The organism is Gramella jeungdoensis (genome assembly GCF_023805255.1).
Taxonomy (GTDB): Bacteria; Bacteroidota; Bacteroidia; order Flavobacteriales; family Flavobacteriaceae; genus Christiangramia; species Christiangramia jeungdoensis.
In genome coordinates this window covers 546,057-564,538 of the sequence record NZ_JAMSCK010000002.1, presented here as the reverse complement: position 1 = coordinate 564,538, position 18,482 = coordinate 546,057, and the positions used below count along the sequence as shown (strand labels likewise).

Sequence of the window (18,482 nt, the reverse complement as noted above, 5' to 3'; positions counted from 1 at the left end):
AAAAAAACTTGATTTTTTTACCGTTTATCGATTTTATGTGTATTTTTACCGATGAAAATCAAACCATTGGTAGCCTATGCATAAAATTACCTCATCGGTGAAAACCGGGGGATTATTAATTTTTCTTCTTGTTTTCACGCTTAGCTTTATTATAGCTTCAACCAAAAGTTCAACGGCTGGTCTTACAGTAACTTCTGATGAGATCACGCCAGTTTCATGCTTTGGTGGAAATGACGGTGCTATAAAAGTTTCAGTAACCGGTGGTAATTCTAGTTATTCTTATACCTGGTCTGGGCCTAACTCTTACAGTAATTCTACTGAAGATATAAGCAATTTATATGCGGGAACATACACTCTTCAGGTTAGTGATAATGATGGGAATACCGGAGAAATCACTATTGAAGTCAGTCAACCGGATGAACTTCAAATTTCAGGCTCAACGGTTACCGATGTACTTTGTAATGGAGAAAGTAATGGTACTTTAACGGCCGGAACCGTTACCGGAGGAAATTCGGGATATGAATACAGCATTAATGGAACTTCCTGGCAAGCATCCGAAACTTTCAATAATCTTCCTGCTGATTCATATACCCTCAGAGTTCGCGACAGTAAAGGCTGTGAAGCTTCAGAAATAATAACTATTCAGGAACCCGCACCATTAACAATATCCGGATCTACATCAACTGATGTTTTATGTAATGGGGAAAGCAATGGAACAATTACAGTAGGAACAGTATCTGGAGGAAATTCAGGATATGAATACAGCATTAATGGTACTTCGTGGCAAACTTCAAAATCTTTTACCGGCCTTTCAGCTAATTCATATACAATAAAAGTGCGAGATGCAAAAGGATGTGAGGCTTCAGAAAACATTACTGTTAATGAACCTGCGTCTTTAAATATATCTGGATCAACTGTCACTGATGTACTTTGTAATGGAGAAAGTAATGGTACTTTAACTGCTGGAACCGTAACCGGAGGAAATTCAGGATATGAATACAGCATTAATGGAACTTCCTGGCAAACATCCACAACTTTCAATAATCTTCCATCTGGTAATTATATCATTACTGTAAGGGATAATAAAGGCTGCCAGACAACTTCTCAGACTTTAACCATTTCACAACCTGATGAATTAGTCATTAATAATACCGATTATTCAAAACCTACCTGTAAAGGAAACAGGGATGGGTCTATTATTTCTATAGATGTTACAGGTGGCACTTCAGGTTATCAGTATAAGTTAAATAATGGCTCTTATCAGAATGGAAAGAATTTCAATGGTCTCGGTGCAGGAGACCACACCATTTATGTAAAAGACGCAAATGATTGCGTTGCATCCAAAACTATTACAATTACAGAACCTGAAGCCCTGGCCTTGACCGGATCTTCAGTGGTAGAACCCGGATGCAATGGACTTTCAGACGGCCAAATTATTGCCGGTACGGCAACTGGAGGTACTCCTCCTTATGAGTACAAAGTAAATAGTAGAAGTTATCAATCTGAGCAGACATTTACTGGTTTTTCTTCCGGAAGCTATACAGTTACAGTGAAAGATGCCAGTGGTTGTACGGCTTCAGAAAGCGTTACCGTAACCGAACCAGATCCACTGGAAATTTCCAATTCCTCTTTTCAGGAACCTGATTGTTCTGGTGAAAGTACAGGAACCATAACTGCCGGGGATATAAGTGGGGGAACATCCCCTTATCAGTATAAGATTACAGGAAGAAGTTACCAGGCTTCTAAGACCTTTGAAAATATAGCAGCAGGAACTTATACTATTACCGTCCTTGATGATAATTCTTGTGAAAGCTCTGAAACCATTACGGTTACTGAGCCGGAAGTTTTAAACCTTTCAGGTTCCACTTCCACTCCTGTATCATGTAATGGAGAATCTAATGGAACAATTACAGTAGGTACAGTAACTGGAGGTAACTCTGGGTTTCAATATAAAATTGATAGCGGAGCTTTTTCCTCATCTACCACATTTACTGGTCTTGCCGCGGGTGACCATATAATTACTGTAAGGGACAACAAAGGTTGTGAATCAACTGAAACTGTAACTGTAACTCAACCAGAGGTATTAAGCCTTTCAGCATCCACTTCCACTCCTGTTTCATGTAATGGAGGTTCAGATGGAACTGTTATCGTTGGCAATGTTTCAGGAGGTAACTCAGGGTATCAATACAGTATTGATGGAGGGTCTTTTTCAACCACCACGACCTTCACCGGTCTAACAGCAGGCGACCATATTATTACAGTTAAAGATGATAAGGGCTGTGAAACTACAGAAAAAGTAACTGTAACTCAACCAGACGTTTTAAGTATTTCAGGTTCCACGTCAACCTCTGTATCATGTAATGGAGGTTCAGATGGAACCGTTACCGCAGGAACAGTTTCAGGAGGTAACTCTGGTTTTCAATACAGCATAGACGGGGGAACCTTTTCAACTTCAAAAACCTTTACAGGGCTTTCAGCTGGGGATCATACCGTCACAGTAAGGGACAACAAAGGCTGTGAAGCTTCAGAAACTATCACTATTAGTGAACCAGAACCTTTAATTTTTACTGAAGCCAGTATTACTCATGTAAGTTGTAATGGAGGCAATGACGGAACAATTATAGCAGGAACTCCATCGGGAGGAACTGCCTCTTACTCATATGCCTTGGATGAAGGCACTTTTACTTCTTCAAAAACATTTAACAACCTAAGTGCTGGAATTCATTATCTAAAAATAAAGGATGCCAAAAACTGTGAAACAGTACAAACCATAGAAATTACAGAGCCTGACCCCTTAAGCATGACAGATCCTAGCAGCACCGAGGCTACCTGCTTTGGAGGAGCTGACGGAACCATTACGGTAGGGACAATGTCTGGAGGGAATGGTAATTATCAATATTCCCTGGATAACACAAACTTTACCACTTCAACTACATTTACCGGATTAACAGCAGGAAATTATACAATCTTTGTTAAAGACGGTAAGGACTGTGCCCTGCAAAAAACAATTTCAGTATCACAACCAAATGAGTTAAGTGCTTCTATTAGTAAAACGAATGTTAGCTGTTTTGAAGGATCAGATGGAAGTGTAACTCTATCCCAGGTTACAGGGGGACATGGAAACTATGAATATAGTGTTGATGGAACCTCATGGCAATCAGACACAACTATACAAAATTTAAGCAGTGGTACTTACAGCATATACGTAAGAGATGCAGATTATACTGATTGCGAAGTTGTTTTAAGCTCAGTACAAATCACACAACCCGCGGCTCCAGTAACCGCAACCATAACTACAACCAGAACTACAAGCTATGGTTCTGCTACAGGAACCGCTACTGCTAATGGCTCAGGTGGCACCCCAGGTTATACCTATGAATGGAGAGCTTCAGGTAATTCGACAGTGCTGCAAACCACCAAAACCGCTACCAATTTGCCGGCGGGAGATTATGAATTAACTATAACCGATACCAAGGGTTGTTCCTATATTGAAGAATTTACGATTATTGAAACTATAGATGCCACAATAATCCCTACCTCTATTTGTTCAGACAATGAGGAAGACCTTATCAGAACTTCATATTTTGAAGTAGAAGACCTAACCGCTCGTGGCGGTGTAGGCCCATATACTTACCAATGGAGCTTCGGAAGCGATTCCACTCCTTCATCCGCAACCGGTCCTGGTTCACACGAGGTTAAATATGCCACTACCGGAAATAAAGATATTATACTGACGGTTACCGATTCTGAAAATGTTTCCAAGGAATTCAATTACACACAATTCGTTGGAGAATGTTACAGGGATAACTGTGGATCAGACGATTTTGTGGTTAACTCATACTACGTAGGAGACTATGACGGCAACAGAACAACGGTAACAAACTGTAGCGATGGCGTACAGAAGTATATTCATATGAATCTGAGCAGCCAGACAGAACGTTATTCTCTATATGCTGAATTAACATATACAGTTACGAACCTTCTTACCGGAGAAAGTAATACTTATACTAAAAATGGATGTTTTTATGAAAATCAGGCAGTCCCTGATAACTCCAGAACGATTCCTATAGATTGGGACTGTGGTTCAGTTATCACTGTAGACAATATTTATCTTACCTTTTCCAACAACATTAAATGGTCCTGTGGCCAGGGGCCAAATCCTAAATGTTATTCTACCAATAATCAGGAAACAGTTGAGTCTCCACTATATGCCACTGCGACTCCTAATGAGATCCTTTGTTATGGAGATGAATTTGGCACTATTGAAGTTCAGGCTTCTGGAGGAAGGGCTCCTTATCAATATAGCATCACCTCTGCAACTTCAGGATACCAGACAGAAAGTACCTTTAACAATCTGCCCGCAGGAGATTATAATGTATGGGTTAAAGATTATGACGGGCTAGTGTACCAGGTTCCCACAGTAACGATAACTCAACCCGACAATCCAATATCACTGGAGACAAGTGTAATTACACCTGCTTGTTACGGAGATACAGGGGAGGCTTCAGTCACTGCAACAGGAGGAACTCCTTTTGAAACTGGTGAACCTTACCAGTATTTATGGAATGATGCTTCTGAACAAACTACCTCTACAGCTACCGGTCTGGTTGCTGGTGATTATACTATTACAGTAATTGACGCCAATGGATGCCAGGCTATTAAAACTGTGACTATCACTCAACCCGAAGAACTAACGGTAGCCGAGACAGGAGAAAATCAAACACATGGTTGTGGATTCAATACAACCACCCTTGAAGCAAACACTCCTGTGACAGGAACCGGTGAGTGGACAATTGTTTCCGGAACAGGAGGTACCATAGCAGAACCCACCAATCCTAATTCTGAATTTACCGGAACTAATGGCACTTATAACCTAAGGTGGACGATTTCTCATCCAGATGGAACCTGTGCCACCACAAGTGATATGACGGTTACTTTTGCCGCTGACTGTAGCACCCTTGATTTTGATGGAGTAGACGATCATGTTATCATGGGAGATAATTACCCTCTATCTTCAGGCTCATTTTCCATTGAAGTTTGGGTAAAACCAAAATCTGTAAATGGAGTTAGAACCGTCCTTTCCAAAAGGGACTATTCAAATATGAATAATGGTGGTTTTGATCTCATTATTAACAACGGTGCCCCAACCTTTAGATGGGGAAGTAGTTCGGTTTCTACCTCCAGCAAGGTTGGAACTGACAGGTGGTATCATTTAGCGGTGATTTACAAAAATTCCAGTTTAGAACTTTATGTGGATGGAATCAGGGTTGGCAACAGTTCAGCTTCCAATCCAGCATCAACTTCAGCATCCTTTATACTTGGAGCGATTTACGATTCTGCAACTCCCGATGTGCCTAAAAACTACTTCCATGGCTGGATGGAAGAATTAAGAATTTGGAATACTGCTCTAACTGTTGAGCAGCTAAGATTCATGATGAACCAAAGGGTTGAAAACAATGGAGGAAATACAAAAGGAGAAGTTTTGCCTATGGACGTTCCAAACTCCCTATCATGGTCAAACCTAAAAGGCTACTATCGCCTATTCCCAAGCGAAATAATTAACGGTGAAACCCCGGATATTTCAAATACCCCTGTGAATGGAATTTTAAAGAATATTGAAACAAACCAAAAAAATACAGCACCCCTTCCCTATATTTCGGAAACGACAGGAAGTTGGCGCAGCAGATCTACATGGGACACCAATATTGGCAATGAAAATGAGAACTGGTGGGATGTTCCAAATGGTAAGGGTATTAATGGTGAATATATTAACTGGAATATCGCCAGAATCTCCCATAACATTAACTCTGGTTCAGAAGACATTTATCTGCTCGGATTACTTTCTGATTCTGGAGAGTTAAAAGTAGATGGAAACGTTTCCTCCGGTACCGGTCAGGGCCTTACTGTAACTACTTACCTGAAGCTGAACGGTTATATCAACCTGGAAGGTCAGTCCCAGTTAGTTCAAACCGAAGGCAGTATTCTGGAAGAAGCAAGTACAGGTTATATTGATATAGATCAGCAGGGAACAGAAAACAGTTTCAATTATAACTACTGGAGCTCGCCCGTTAGTCTTCGGAACAGCACTGCAAATAATACAGGCTATAAGCTTAAGGAGGTTTTGTGGGATGGTAGCGGCCAAACTCCTGCAGCCATATCCTTTAACGGACAATATCACTGGGCAGATGGTAATTACTCCGGAAACACCCGGATCAGTACTTACTGGCTTTATACTTTTCAGGGAGTGGCCGATGATTATAGTGAATGGCACCGGTTTAGTGAAAATGACCTTCTGCCTCCGGGAGTTGGTTATACCATGAAAGGCACCCATGGATGGGTTCCTGTTTCAAACAGACAGAATTATACATTCAGAGGAAAACCCAATAATGCGGATATTTCGCTAAATATTTCTTCGGGCCAGAATCTTCTTTTAGGAAACCCATATCCCTCAGCCATAGATGCAACCATGTTCATTCAGGAAAATCTGGATAGTTTCAATGGAAGCATCTATTATTGGGATCATTTTGGCCCGGAAAACTCGCATTATTTAGTGGAATATGTTGGAGGTTATGCCGTCTATAACTTATCTGGAGGTATCCAGGCAGCTACTTCAAGTGATGCCAGAATAAATAATAACGGAGCTACAGGAGACAAAATTCCAGGAAATTATATTCCGGTAGCACAGGCCTTCTTCGTAAATTCTTTGGGAGTCAGCAATCCGAGTACAATTACTTTTAAAAATGAGCAAAGAGCATTCGTAAAAGAATCTGTTGGAAATTCACAATTTTTAGCTCAGGAATACCCTACCAAGGAAAAGCAGGCAATTTTTTCCAAGGATAGCCGATATAAGATTCGTTTAAAATTCAGCTCCCCAAAAGGATATAATCGTCATATTCTTGTAACGGCAGACGCCAAGACAACAAATGAATTTGACCTTGGTTATGACGCTCCTCTAATAGATAATATCCCTGAAGATATGTACTGGATGATTGGAGAATCAGAATTTGTAATCCAAGCAGTTCCAAATTTTAATTTTAATCAGGTTTTACCTTTAGGAATCAAAATTGCACAGGAAGATGAATTTACCATCGAAATAGAAAAATTAGAGAATTTCACAAAAGATGTGAATATCTATCTGCATAATAAGGAGGACGATACTTATCATAATCTCAGTGATAAAAAGTTCAAGGCTACAGAAGCTCCAGGTTCTTATAATGATAAATACGAGATCGTCTTCACCCAACCAGGAACTGAAGACGAAACTGGAAAAGACAAACCTTTATTGACGGAAAATCCGCGGATAATGGTAGATTACTTAAGAGACACCAAAGAGATCGCCATTTCAAATCCCGATCTCCTTCAAATTGAACAGATCCAGCTTTTCAGTATGAGTGGACAGGTTATTAAAAGTTTTGAGGATGTTCCAGCTGAAAAAAGCATTCGCTTAAAAGTGGAAAGACCACTTAGCTCAGCAATTTATATCGTAAAAGTGTTTACAAGAGAAAACCAGTACTCCAGAAAGGTTATTATCAAAGAATAAAATTAAGGCTTGTATTTTAATGGAAGGTATACCACCTTTTTGGTATCAAAAAAATCCTCCTCAAAATAATCGGAAAGCTCAAAGATCTCCGCAGTGCGGTAATCTTTGAGCTCTTCGGTTAGATCTCCTCCCTTTAAATAAAGAATCCCGTTCCTTCGGTCATGTTTACTGGTCTTTTTGATTTTCCCTTTTATCCATCTCACAAAAGTGGGCATTACTGCCACAGCCCTGCTAACGATAAAATCATATTGTCCATCCAGATCTTCTACTCTTTCATTAAACGACTTGACATTTTCAAGACCAAGTCCTTCAGAAACCTCATTTACCACTTTTATTTTCTTTCCTATGGAATCTACAAGGTGAAACTCACACTCTGGAAACATTATAGCAAGAGGAATTCCAGGGAACCCTCCCCCTGTTCCTACATCAAGTATTTTAGACCCTGGTTTAAATTGCTGCACTTTAGCGATTCCAAGAGAATGGAGTACATGTCGCAGGTATAACTCATCAATATCTTTTCTAGATACTACATTGATCTTGAGATTCCAGTCCTTGTATAATTCTTCCAGCTTTTCAAATTTGAAAAGTTGCTCTTCTGTTAATTCCGGAAAATATTTCTTGATTAATTCCAAATTGCTCAAATTTTTGGTTCAAAAGTAGGTATTTTTTATGGTTATTTTTTTTCAAAAAAGTCTATGGAAATTTATAATATTTTAACTTTGAGGCTGCTTTTCAGTATAGTAAAGCACGCGCAAAAAAACAGTTGCATTAGCAATATTTAAATAATTTAGAATCATGCAGGAACAATTATCTAATCGCATCAAATCAATGGCAACCTCGCAAACGCTGGCTATGGCAGCGAAAGCGCGCGAACTTAAAGAAGAAGGAAAAGATATTATTGGGCTTAGTCTGGGAGAGCCAGATTTCAATACCCCAGATTTTATAAAAGAAGCCGCGATACAGGCGATTAATGACAATTATAATTCCTATACCCCGGTTGACGGGTATGTAGAATTAAAGGATGCGATCATCAATAAGTTTAAAAGAGACAACAACCTCACTTATGACAGGTCTCAGGTTGTCGTTTCTACCGGAGCTAAACAATCACTTGCCAATGTGGCTATGGTGATCCTTAATCCGGGTGACGAAGTACTGCTCCCCTGTCCTTATTGGGTAAGTTACGCTGAAATTGTTAAGCTCGCTGAAGGAGTTCCTGTTGAGATACCTACAACTGTAGAGACCAATTTCAAGATAACCCCTGAACAATTAGAAGCTTCCATCACTCCAAAAACCAGAATGATATGGTACAGCTCTCCATGTAATCCCAGTGGTATGGTATACAGCAGGGAGGAATTAAGAGCTCTTGCTGATGTTCTGAAAAAATACCCGGATATCATTGTAGTAAGCGATGAAATATATGAGCATATAAATTTTGTTGGCGGACATGCATCAATGGCTGAATTTGAAGATATGTATGACCGTACGGTTACTGTAAATGGGGTTTCAAAAGCATTTGCTATGACTGGCTGGAGAATAGGATATATTGGCGCTCCTACATATATCGCCAGGGCTTGTAATAAGATGCAGGGCCAGATAACAAGTGGCGCTAACTGTATCGCTCAACGTGCAGTGATCACAGCACTGGAAGCACCGGTAAGTAAGATCAGCCATATGATCGATACTTTTAAAAGCCGAAGGAAACTTATTATCGACCTTCTAAACGGAATAGAGGGCTTCGTAACACCTGAACCTGAAGGTGCGTTCTACGTTTTTCCTAATATATCTTCATTTTTTGGCAAAACGATAAAAGGCCATGAAATACTTAATGCAACCGACTTTAGTATGTTCCTTCTCGAGGAGGCAAATGTAGCGACAGTAACGGGTGATGCCTTTGGTAATCCGGAATGTATCAGGATTTCTTACGCTGCAAGTGAATCCCAGATAGAAGAAGCATTAAAAAGAATTAAAGAAGCAGTGACTGAATAGAATTATTCAGATAAACTGAAAAAATAAAAAACCGGCTTCAATGCCGGTTTTTTTATTATCTGTTTCTCCAGAAAAACGGAGTAAGTATAATTAACACCGTAAATAGCTCAAGCCTTCCTATTAGCATTAGAAAACAACACCACCATTTTCCGAAGTCGGGCAACATGTCAAAGTTATTAACAGGACTCAGACCTCCGAAAGCAGGACCTATATTCCCTAATGAAGAAGCTGCTCCCCCTATAGCTGTTTCAAAATCCAATCCTAAAGCAGCAAGAACTACCGCACCTATGATAAAAGCTAACATGTATAGGATAAAAAATCCCAGGATATTGAAGACTATTTCCTTACTGATCGATTTTCCATTGAAACGAACAGGTAGAATGGCATTTGGATGAAGAGTACGTTTAAATTCGATCAAACCATTTTTGATCATGATAAGATGACGCATCACTTTTACTCCACCTGCAGTAGAGCCAGCAGAGCCGCCCAGAAAGAACAAGCCGAAAAATAGTATAGTAAGAAATGGAGTCCACATCGTATAATCGGCAGTCACAAATCCTGTCGTAGTAATCACCGCCAGCACCTGAAACAAAGAATGTCTGAAAGCGCTTTCCCATTTACCAAAAACCATTGGATGATCTATTGAGGAAATACTAACATCTGCCTGAAAATAAACAACCAGAGCCGATATTACGGTAAATCCTGCAATAAAGAGGAAGTACCATTTGAATTCATCATCATGTAGAACTTTGCTAATCTTTCCTTTAAATGCAAAGTAACTCAAAACAAAGTTACTACCTGCAAGTAGCATGAAAACGATTATTATGTATTGAATTGCGGGATTATCATTCCAATAAGCAATACTTGCATTTTTGGTAGAAAAACCTCCCGTAGAAAGCGTGCTAAAGGCGTGATTTACAGCATCAAAGAATGTCATTCCAGCTACCCACAATAAAATAGTTTCTGCAAGTGTGTAGGAAACATAGATTAACCATAACCTTTTCGCCGTATCTGTTATTCTTGGTTTTAATTTATCGGCACTGGGACCGGGAGATTCAGCACTAAAAAGCTGCATTCCCCCAATACCTAAAAGTGGTAAAATAGCTATCGCAAGCACAATGATTCCCATTCCACCTATCCAGTGGGTAAGACTTCTCCAAAACAGGATCCCTTTTGGAATGGTTTCAATGTCATTTAATATGGAAGCCCCTGTGGTAGTGTAACCAGACATCGTTTCAAAAAAGGCATTTGTAAAGCGAGGAATAGATTCACTTATCACATATGGCAAAGCTCCACTAAGCGCCATAAATATCCAACCAAAAGTTACAATGATATAACCTTCTCTAATCTTCACTTCCTTACTGTGACCTCGAGTAGTGAACATTAGGAGTGTCCCTACAAATAGAGTGATTAGGGCTGCAGTAGATATTTCCAGGGTAACTCCATCCTGGTAAAACCAGCTCACTAAAGTGGCAAGTAACATAAAGCCGCCATTACACAGCAGCAATAAGCCCATTACATGAAGAATTATTTGATAATTCAGTCTGGGCATTACAAGAAAAGTTTTTCTACTTTATTGATAGAACGGGGTAGGCAACATACTACTATTCTATCACCGGGTTTAATTAGGAAATCTCCCAGAGCAATCATCCCTTTGCCATTTCTAATGATTCCACCAATTATCGCAGATCTTGGAAAATCGAGATCCTTAATTCTTTTATCACTTACCTGTGACTCGGGTTTCACAATAAACTCTAAAAGCTCCGCATTCATATTGTTCAGTTTCGTCATGGCTACTACTTCACCTTTTCTAACGTACCTGAAAATATTATTCGCGGCAAGGAGTTTTTTATTTATAAGCGTATCAATCCCTATAGAATGGCTCAATTGAAAATAATCCATATTCTCTACCAGGGAGATCGTTTTTTTAACACTTTTGGATTTAGCTACAAGGCAGGACATGATATTTGTTTCAGAATTACCGGTAACCGCAATAAATGCATCCATATCATGGATATTCTCTTCTTCCAGCAATTCTACGTTTCTACCATCTCCATTTATAATCAAAGTCTCTGGAAGTTCATCTGCAAGCTCATAGGCTTTTTCACGATCTTTCTCTACCAGCTTAACTTTAAAATTATTTCTACACAGATCCTGAGCCGTCTTTCTTCCAATCTTACTTCCACCAAGAACCATGACATTTTTAATGTCTTGTCTTATCTTTCCAGTAAGCTTATAGAGCTCCTCTACCCCATTCTTCAAGGTAATAAAATACACCTGGTCACCATCCTTAAACTGAGTATCTCCCCTGGGTATTAAAGTATATTGAGTTCCAAATCTTTGGATAGCAATAGGAACAAAATTCAATTCCGGAAATATCTTAGCAGCCTCCTTAACAGTTTTCCCAACAAAAGTGGCAGTCCTGGAAAGACTAACTCCTATCATGGTCAAAGCACCATCTTCGAACTCATAGCTGTCATTAAAAGCAGACTGATTCAAAAGAAGTTCAATTTCACGGGAGGCCAGTGCCTCCGGAGAAATAAGTTCATCAATCCCAAAACGTGTAAACCCAAGCTCTCCCTGATTTTCAAGAAATTCCGTATTGGAAATTCTGGCGATAGTTCTTTTAGCCCCAAGCTGCTTAGCAAGGACACATACGGTAATATTAGTCGCCTCGCTAGAAGTAACACTTATCACCATATCGGTATGCTTTACCTGGGCTTCTTTAAGAATTTTTATAGAGCTCGCATCACCCTTAACCGTTTTTATATCCAAATGAGTATCAGCGTAAGCCAGATTATCCCTGTTTGGATCAATTAGCGTGATGTCCTGAGATTCAAAGGAAAGTAATTTAGCTAAATGAAATCCTACTTCACCTGCACCGGCGATAATTATTTTCATATAACAGCTTCAAATTGAAAGGGCAAAGTTAAGGTATTTTCAAGAAACGAAAAATTTCAATTTCGAGATAAAAATTTAATGATCAGTAAGGTATTTTAAGCATATAGGTTATCTTTGGCGCAAAGTTTTTTTATGGATAAAAAGGTTACGCCTTATAAGGATTCCAAACTCTCCAAAAAGAAGCAGGTTGAGCAGATGTTCGATAATATTTCGGACAATTATGATGGCCTGAACAGGGTTATTTCGCTTGGAACCGATGTGAAATGGAGGAAAAAGGTGGTCAAAGCTGTTTCTGCAAAGAATCCTGACAGTATTTTAGACATCGCCACCGGCACTGGGGACCTTGCAATACAAATGGCTCAGACCAACGCAACCAGAATAGTAGGCCTGGATCTTTCTGAAGGAATGCTGAAGGTTGGCAGAAAAAAGATTTCTGAAAGGAATCTTGATTCCCGAATTGAAATGATGCAGGGAGACTCTGAAAATTTACCCTTTGAAGAAAACTCTTTCGATGCAATTACGGTCGCCTTTGGTGTTAGAAACTTTGAAAACCTGGAAAAAGGACTTGAAGAAATATTCAGAGTTTTGAAACCTGGAGGTATTTTCGTAGTATTGGAAACCTCGGTACCCGCAAAATTTCCCTACAAACAAGGCTACCGTCTATATTCAAATTTTATTTTACCCATTATTGGCAAAATATTTTCTAAAGACAAGAATGCATATTCTTACCTGAGCGAAAGTGCTGCAAATTTTCCCTATGGTATAGCTTTCAACAATATTTTGGAAAAAATTGGGTTTATAGATGTAAAAGATTTGCCTCAAACATTTGGCGTTTCAACCATTTATATTGCTTCAAAGTAATACCATGAAAAAAATATTGATGATCACCTTTCTGGCATTATGTTTTAATGCCGCAAACGCCCAGATTTTCTCAGGTGAAAGCGTATTGAATCAACAAAATTTCGATCAGCAACGCTGGTCCTGGGGATATTTTTTGGGATTCAACAGCTATGATTTCAATTTTGATTATATAAACTACAACCCAAGCCCAGTAACAGGTCAGGATTTCAGGGTTGAAAAAAGAGTTGGTTTTAATGTTGGTTTACTTGGAAATTTAAAACTAAGCCACAATCTTGATCTGCGTCTTGAACCGGGGGTGAATTTTAATACCAGGGGATTTCAGGCGGTGAAAGCTGATGCCAACACATATAGGGAAATTAGCTCTACTTATGTACATATCCCTTTGCTTCTAAAATTTAGTGCTAACCGATTGAATAACTTTAAACCTTTTGTGGTTGGAGGAGTTTCGACTTCACTTAACTTAAGTAGCAATGAAAATAATCCGGATGATAATAGTGCAGGCCAGTTTAGGATGACTACCAATTCATATTATTATGAAATCGGCTTTGGTATAGACTTATATCTTTACTACTTTAAATTATCTCCTTCTATAAGAGGTGTCTTTGCCATTAATGACGAACTAATAAGGGATGCTGACCCTAACAGTATTTACACTGGAAATGTGGATAAAATGTCTTCCCGGGCTGTTTTTATAAATTTCACTTTCCAATAGAATTTCCTCTCCTAAACTCACTAAGGATTATAGCAGTTGCAGTTGCCACATTCAGGCTCTCCGTATTCTGATCCTGTCCGAATTGAGGAATATTTATTTCTCGGGTAAGCAGCTTTTTCACTTCTTCTGAAACTCCATTAGCCTCATTTCCCATAACAATAAACGCAGAATCTGGAAGGTTGCTTGAATAAATATTTTCACCATCCAGCATAGCGCCATATACCGGAACATTTCTATTATTCAAAAAGAAGTCCTTTAAATCAGTATAAGAAACATTCACCCTGGTAAGAGAGCCCATGCTGGCCTGCACAACTTTAGGATTATAACAGTCCACTGTATCTTCAGAGCAAACAATACTTTCAATTCCAAACCAGTCGCAAAGGCGGATTATAGTTCCCAGATTCCCAGGGTCTCTTACACCATCAAGAACCAAAACTAACCCATTTAAATTTATATTCTTTTGCTGAGGAATTGTGAAAACCGCTAAAGCCTGTTGTGGAGTTTTTAAAAAGCTTATTTTTCTTAGGTCTTTTTCTTTGATTTTATCACTCAGTTCCCCGGGGACATTAAAAATTTCGCCTGTGGTATACAGGGAATTCAGTTCGTAATCAGAATTTATGAATTCTCTAACACCTTTTAATCCCTCCACCACAAATAGTCCATACTTATTTCTGAACTTTTTCTGAGAAAGACTTTTTATTAACTTAATCTGGTTTTTACTAACCATCCAAAAAATGTATTTTTGAGCCTCTAATAGCTACTATTTGAAACGGCATTTCGCAAAAATATTATTATTTTTTTTAACCCTCTTTTTAATTTTAAGCTGTAATGCCGTAAAAAGACTGGAACCAAACGAAAACCTGCTGGTCGAAAATGAGATCTTTAGCAATGGCGAGGAAGTAAAGGATTCCAGAATCTACAGCCAGCTCTACCAGGAACCTAACACAAGTTTCCTTGGGATTCCTTTGAGACTTCATTTCTATAATCTTGCAAGACCTGATATTGATAGCATCCTTACGGTAAAATACCTGGAGAATGAAAGAAAAAAGGAACGTTTAATAAATATCCTGTCAAAAAAACAGTTTGAACGTTTCATTCATTCAAGAAAAGAATTCAATGAATGGATAAGAAGAACCGGTGAGGCGCCTGTAATTGTAAATGAAGAAGAAACCAAAAAATCTGAAAACCGTTTAAAATCATGGTACTGGAATAATGGCTGGTTTAATGTGGAGACCGATTACAAGATTATTCCTTTAGAGGACAAAGATAAAAGAGCTAAGGTAGAATATTATGTAACCCCACATACTCCATATATCATTGACTCTATTAATACTTCTATTTCTTCACAACCCTTAGACTCCCTGTATCAGTTAAACAAAGAAAGTAGCGAAATAAAGTCAGGGGAACAGTACAACACCATTGATTTTAATGAAGAAAGAGACAGGCTCTCTCAGCTGTTCAGAAATAATGGAGTCTATAATTTTGATCAGGAATACATAAGCTTTGATGCTGATACTGTGAATACAGATCACAAGGTTAATACTACTTTAATCATTAAAAATCGAAGAAATAATATTGGTGACAGTATTTCACGCGTACCTTTTAAAATACATGAAATCAGCAAGGTTAACATCTTCACAGATTACACTTACGCAAACCGCAACCGCCCCTTAACCGACAGCGCACGACATGAAGGCTATACCCTTTACGGATTCGACAAAATGCGTTACCGGCCGGACGCAATAACTGATGCAATTTTTATCAAACCCGGGGAGATCTATAGCGATCTTAACAGGACCAGAACCTATAATCGCCTGAATTCTCTCAGAATTTTTAAATATCCAAATATTCAATTCACACCAGATCCTGAAGACAGTACTTCTACCGATCTGGTGACCAACGTATTTTTAACACCATTACCAAAATACTCTTTAGGCTTTGATTTTGATATCTCACAGAGTAATATTCAGGAGTTTGGGATCGCTTTTGGAGGATCTCTGCTTATAAGAAATATTTTCAGGGGAGCCGAGAATTTCGAAATTTCAGGCCGTGGAAGTATAGGATCTTCTACCGATGCAGCAGGAAATAGTGACGACAATCGATTCTTTGATATTTCAGAAATCGGAGCCGATATGAAACTCACCTTTCCCCGGATATTCCTTCCATTTAACACAGAAAAGTTCATCCCGAAATATATGTCCCCTTTTACGACGCTGAGTTTAGGTGTTAGTACTCAGAATAATATTGGACTGGATAAGCAGAATTTTTCTGGTATTATAAACTACCGGTGGACCCCTTCAAAGCAACTCACTAATCGTCTGGACCTCTTAAATATTCAGTATGTAAAGAATTTGAATGTAGGCAATTATTTTAATGTCTACCGAAATTCATATGAAGAACTCAATGAAATAGTACAAACCGGTAATGTAAATACACAGCCGGAATTTTTAAATGAAGAAGGCGAGCTTATTATTCCTGAAGGAGCCGATGACTTTATAGACGGAGTAGATGCCAATGATGGCAGTACTACAGGACTTACGGCAGATCAGAGGCAAAATATCATTAACATACGGGAAAGAAAAAATAGGCTAACAGAGAACAACCTGATTTTTGCCAGTAATTACACCTATCTCTGGAACACCAAACAGAACCTTTACGATCAGGAATTCTCGCGCTTTCGTTTTAAAATAGAAACTGCCGGGAATTTTCTATCGGCTATTGCAGGGGTGGCAGGATTCAATAGAAATGAAAGCGATAATTATGAAGTTCTTGGTGTAGCCTTTTCACAATACGCAAAAACGGAAATCGATATTATTAAACACTGGGACCTTGGAAGCAATAATATTGTTGCAGCAAGAGCATTTGCGGGTATTGCAATCCCTTACGGGAACGCAAACAGCATCCCTTTTGCCAGAAGTTTTTTTGCAGGTGGACCTAATGATAACAGAGCCTGGCAGGCCTACGATCTTGGCCCGGGAAGTAGCGGAGGAAGAAATGAATTCAACGAGGCAAACATGAAACTTGCCTTTAACCTTGAATACAGGTATAATCTTGTGGGCTCCCTTAACAGCGCATTTTTTATTGATGTAGGCAACATCTGGAATGTGGCAGATATTGTGGAAGACGAAGCCTCCACTTTTGAATCATTTTCAGACCTGCGAAACATTGCAGTTGGATCGGGATTTGGCCTGAGGTACGACTTTAACTTTTTCGTTCTCCGGTTTGATATCGGATTCAAAACCTATGATCCTGCCAAACCTTTAGGGCATCGATGGTTTAAGGACTACAATTTTAACCATGCCGTTTACAATGTAGGCATCAATTATCCTTTCTAAGCCAGTTTATTTTATTATTTTTGTAAGCCTAATCAAAAAAACTATGAGTCATAACATTAAACCAGGCGTTGCCACAGGAAAAGAAGTTCAGGAAATATTTAATTACGCTAAAAAGAAGGGATTTGCACTCCCGGCCGTAAATGTAATTGGTTCAAGCAGCATCAATGCTGTACTGGAAACGGCTGCAGAATTGAACTCCCCTGTTATTATTCAGTTTTCGAATGGAGGAGCACAATTCAACGCTGGGAAAGGACTGTCAAATGATAATGAAAAAGCTGCTATCGCTGGTGGTGTAGCTGGTGCAAAGCATGTACATGAAATGGCGAAAGCTTATGGGGTACCCGTAATAATGCATACTGACCATTGCGCAAAGAAACTTCTTCCATGGATCGACGGATTGTTGGATGCAAGTGAGAAGCATTTCGAGCAACACGGAAAGCCTCTTTATAGCTCACATATGATCGACCTTTCTGAAGAATCTATTGAAGAGAACATGGAGATTTGTAAGAAATATCTTCAGAGAATGTCAAAAATGGGCATGACACTTGAAATTGAATTAGGAATTACCGGAGGTGAAGAAGATGGAGTAGATAATACAGACGTAGATTCTTCTAAATTGTATACACAGCCAGAAGAAGTTGCCTACGCATATGAAGAACTTAGTAAAGTAAGTGATCAGTTTACGGTTGCTGCCGCTTTTGGAAATGTACATGGTGTATATAAGCCCGGAAATGTAAAATTAACGCCTACCATACTTAGAGATTCTCAGGAATACATCACTAAAAAGTACAATGTGGAGAAAAATCATATCGATTTTGTTTTTCACGGAGGTAGCGGTTCTACAGTTGAAGAAATTCGTGAAGCAATTGGCTATGGAGTAATCAAAATGAATATTGACACCGATCTCCAGTATGCTTACCTTGAAGGTATTCGCGACTATATGGCTAGCAAAAAAGATTATCTTGCAACTCAGATTGGTAATCCTGAGGGCGAAGATGTTCCAAACAAGAAATATTATGATCCACGTAAATGGCTACGTGAAGGAGAATTAACTTTTAAAGCCCGTCTTAAAAAGGCTTTTGAAGATCTGAATAATGTAAACACACTTTAATAATTATAGAACAGTCTTTCTTAAACGAAAGGCTGT

10 protein-coding genes are annotated in these 18,482 nt (G+C 39.0%); 6 read left to right on the top strand and 4 right to left on the bottom strand.

What is annotated here, in order from left to right; translation table 11 throughout:
* Positions 1–76 precede the first annotated feature (76 nt).
* Positions 77–7,540 carry a LamG-like jellyroll fold domain-containing protein gene (locus NE848_RS06615; protein WP_252111689.1) on the top strand — a complete coding sequence of 2,488 codons (7,464 nt, stop codon included), beginning with the start codon at positions 77–79 and terminating at the stop codon, positions 7,538–7,540.
* Between the two features lie 2 nt (positions 7,541–7,542).
* Here NE848_RS06615 and rsmG read toward each other — a convergent pair whose 3' ends face one another.
* Positions 7,543–8,172, bottom strand: coding sequence for a 16S rRNA (guanine(527)-N(7))-methyltransferase RsmG (gene rsmG / locus NE848_RS06610; RefSeq protein WP_252111687.1), 630 nt, complete (start codon positions 8,170–8,172; stop codon positions 7,543–7,545).
* 163 nt (positions 8,173–8,335) lie between these two features.
* On the opposite strand from rsmG, the gene NE848_RS06605 reads away from it, so the two are divergent.
* A complete protein-coding gene (locus NE848_RS06605) occupies positions 8,336–9,526 on the top strand; it encodes a pyridoxal phosphate-dependent aminotransferase (RefSeq protein WP_252111685.1) in 1,191 nt (396 codons plus the stop codon).
* A 55-nt stretch (positions 9,527–9,581) separates the two neighbouring features.
* On the opposite strand, the gene NE848_RS06600 is transcribed toward NE848_RS06605, so the two are convergent.
* Together NE848_RS06600 and trkA are read right to left on the bottom strand one after the other, a co-directional pair.
* Positions 9,582–11,078, bottom strand: a complete 1,497-nt coding sequence (locus NE848_RS06600; RefSeq protein ID WP_252111683.1) for a TrkH family potassium uptake protein — start codon at positions 11,076–11,078, stop codon at positions 9,582–9,584.
* Positions 11,078–12,427 carry a Trk system potassium transporter TrkA gene (trkA, locus tag NE848_RS06595; protein WP_252111681.1) on the bottom strand — a complete coding sequence of 450 codons (1,350 nt, stop codon included), beginning with the start codon at positions 12,425–12,427 and terminating at the stop codon, positions 11,078–11,080. The genes NE848_RS06600 and trkA overlap by 1 nt, the downstream gene beginning before the upstream one ends.
* A 132-nt stretch (positions 12,428–12,559) precedes the next feature.
* On the opposite strand from trkA, the gene ubiE reads away from it, so the two are divergent.
* Positions 12,560–13,288, top strand: coding sequence for a bifunctional demethylmenaquinone methyltransferase/2-methoxy-6-polyprenyl-1,4-benzoquinol methylase UbiE (gene ubiE, locus NE848_RS06590; protein ID WP_252111679.1), 729 nt, complete (start codon positions 12,560–12,562; stop codon positions 13,286–13,288).
* Between the two features lie 4 nt (positions 13,289–13,292).
* The gene (gene porT / locus NE848_RS06585; RefSeq protein ID WP_252111677.1) at positions 13,293–14,000 is read left to right on the top strand and encodes a type IX secretion/gliding motility protein PorT/SprT; all 708 of its coding nucleotides are present in this window, start codon (positions 13,293–13,295) and stop codon (positions 13,998–14,000) included.
* Here the strand turns inward: porT and NE848_RS06580 are convergent.
* Positions 13,987–14,727: a TrmH family RNA methyltransferase gene (locus NE848_RS06580; protein ID WP_252111675.1), complete on the bottom strand. Its 741-nt coding sequence runs from the start codon at positions 14,725–14,727 to the stop codon at positions 13,987–13,989. The two genes, porT and NE848_RS06580, sit on opposite strands and share 14 nt — an antisense overlap.
* A gap of 37 nt (positions 14,728–14,764) precedes the next feature.
* Here NE848_RS06580 and tamL point away from each other — a divergent pair, with 37 nt between their 5' ends.
* Both tamL and fbaA read left to right on the top strand, forming a co-directional pair.
* On the top strand, positions 14,765–17,335 hold the full coding sequence (gene tamL, locus NE848_RS06575) for a translocation and assembly module lipoprotein TamL (RefSeq protein WP_252111673.1): 2,571 nt from the start codon (positions 14,765–14,767) through the stop codon (positions 17,333–17,335).
* Positions 17,336–17,378: 43 nt separating this feature from the next.
* The gene (gene fbaA, locus NE848_RS06570; RefSeq protein ID WP_252111671.1) at positions 17,379–18,446 is read left to right on the top strand and encodes a class II fructose-bisphosphate aldolase; all 1,068 of its coding nucleotides are present in this window, start codon (positions 17,379–17,381) and stop codon (positions 18,444–18,446) included.
* Positions 18,447–18,482: the final 36 nt, after the last annotated feature.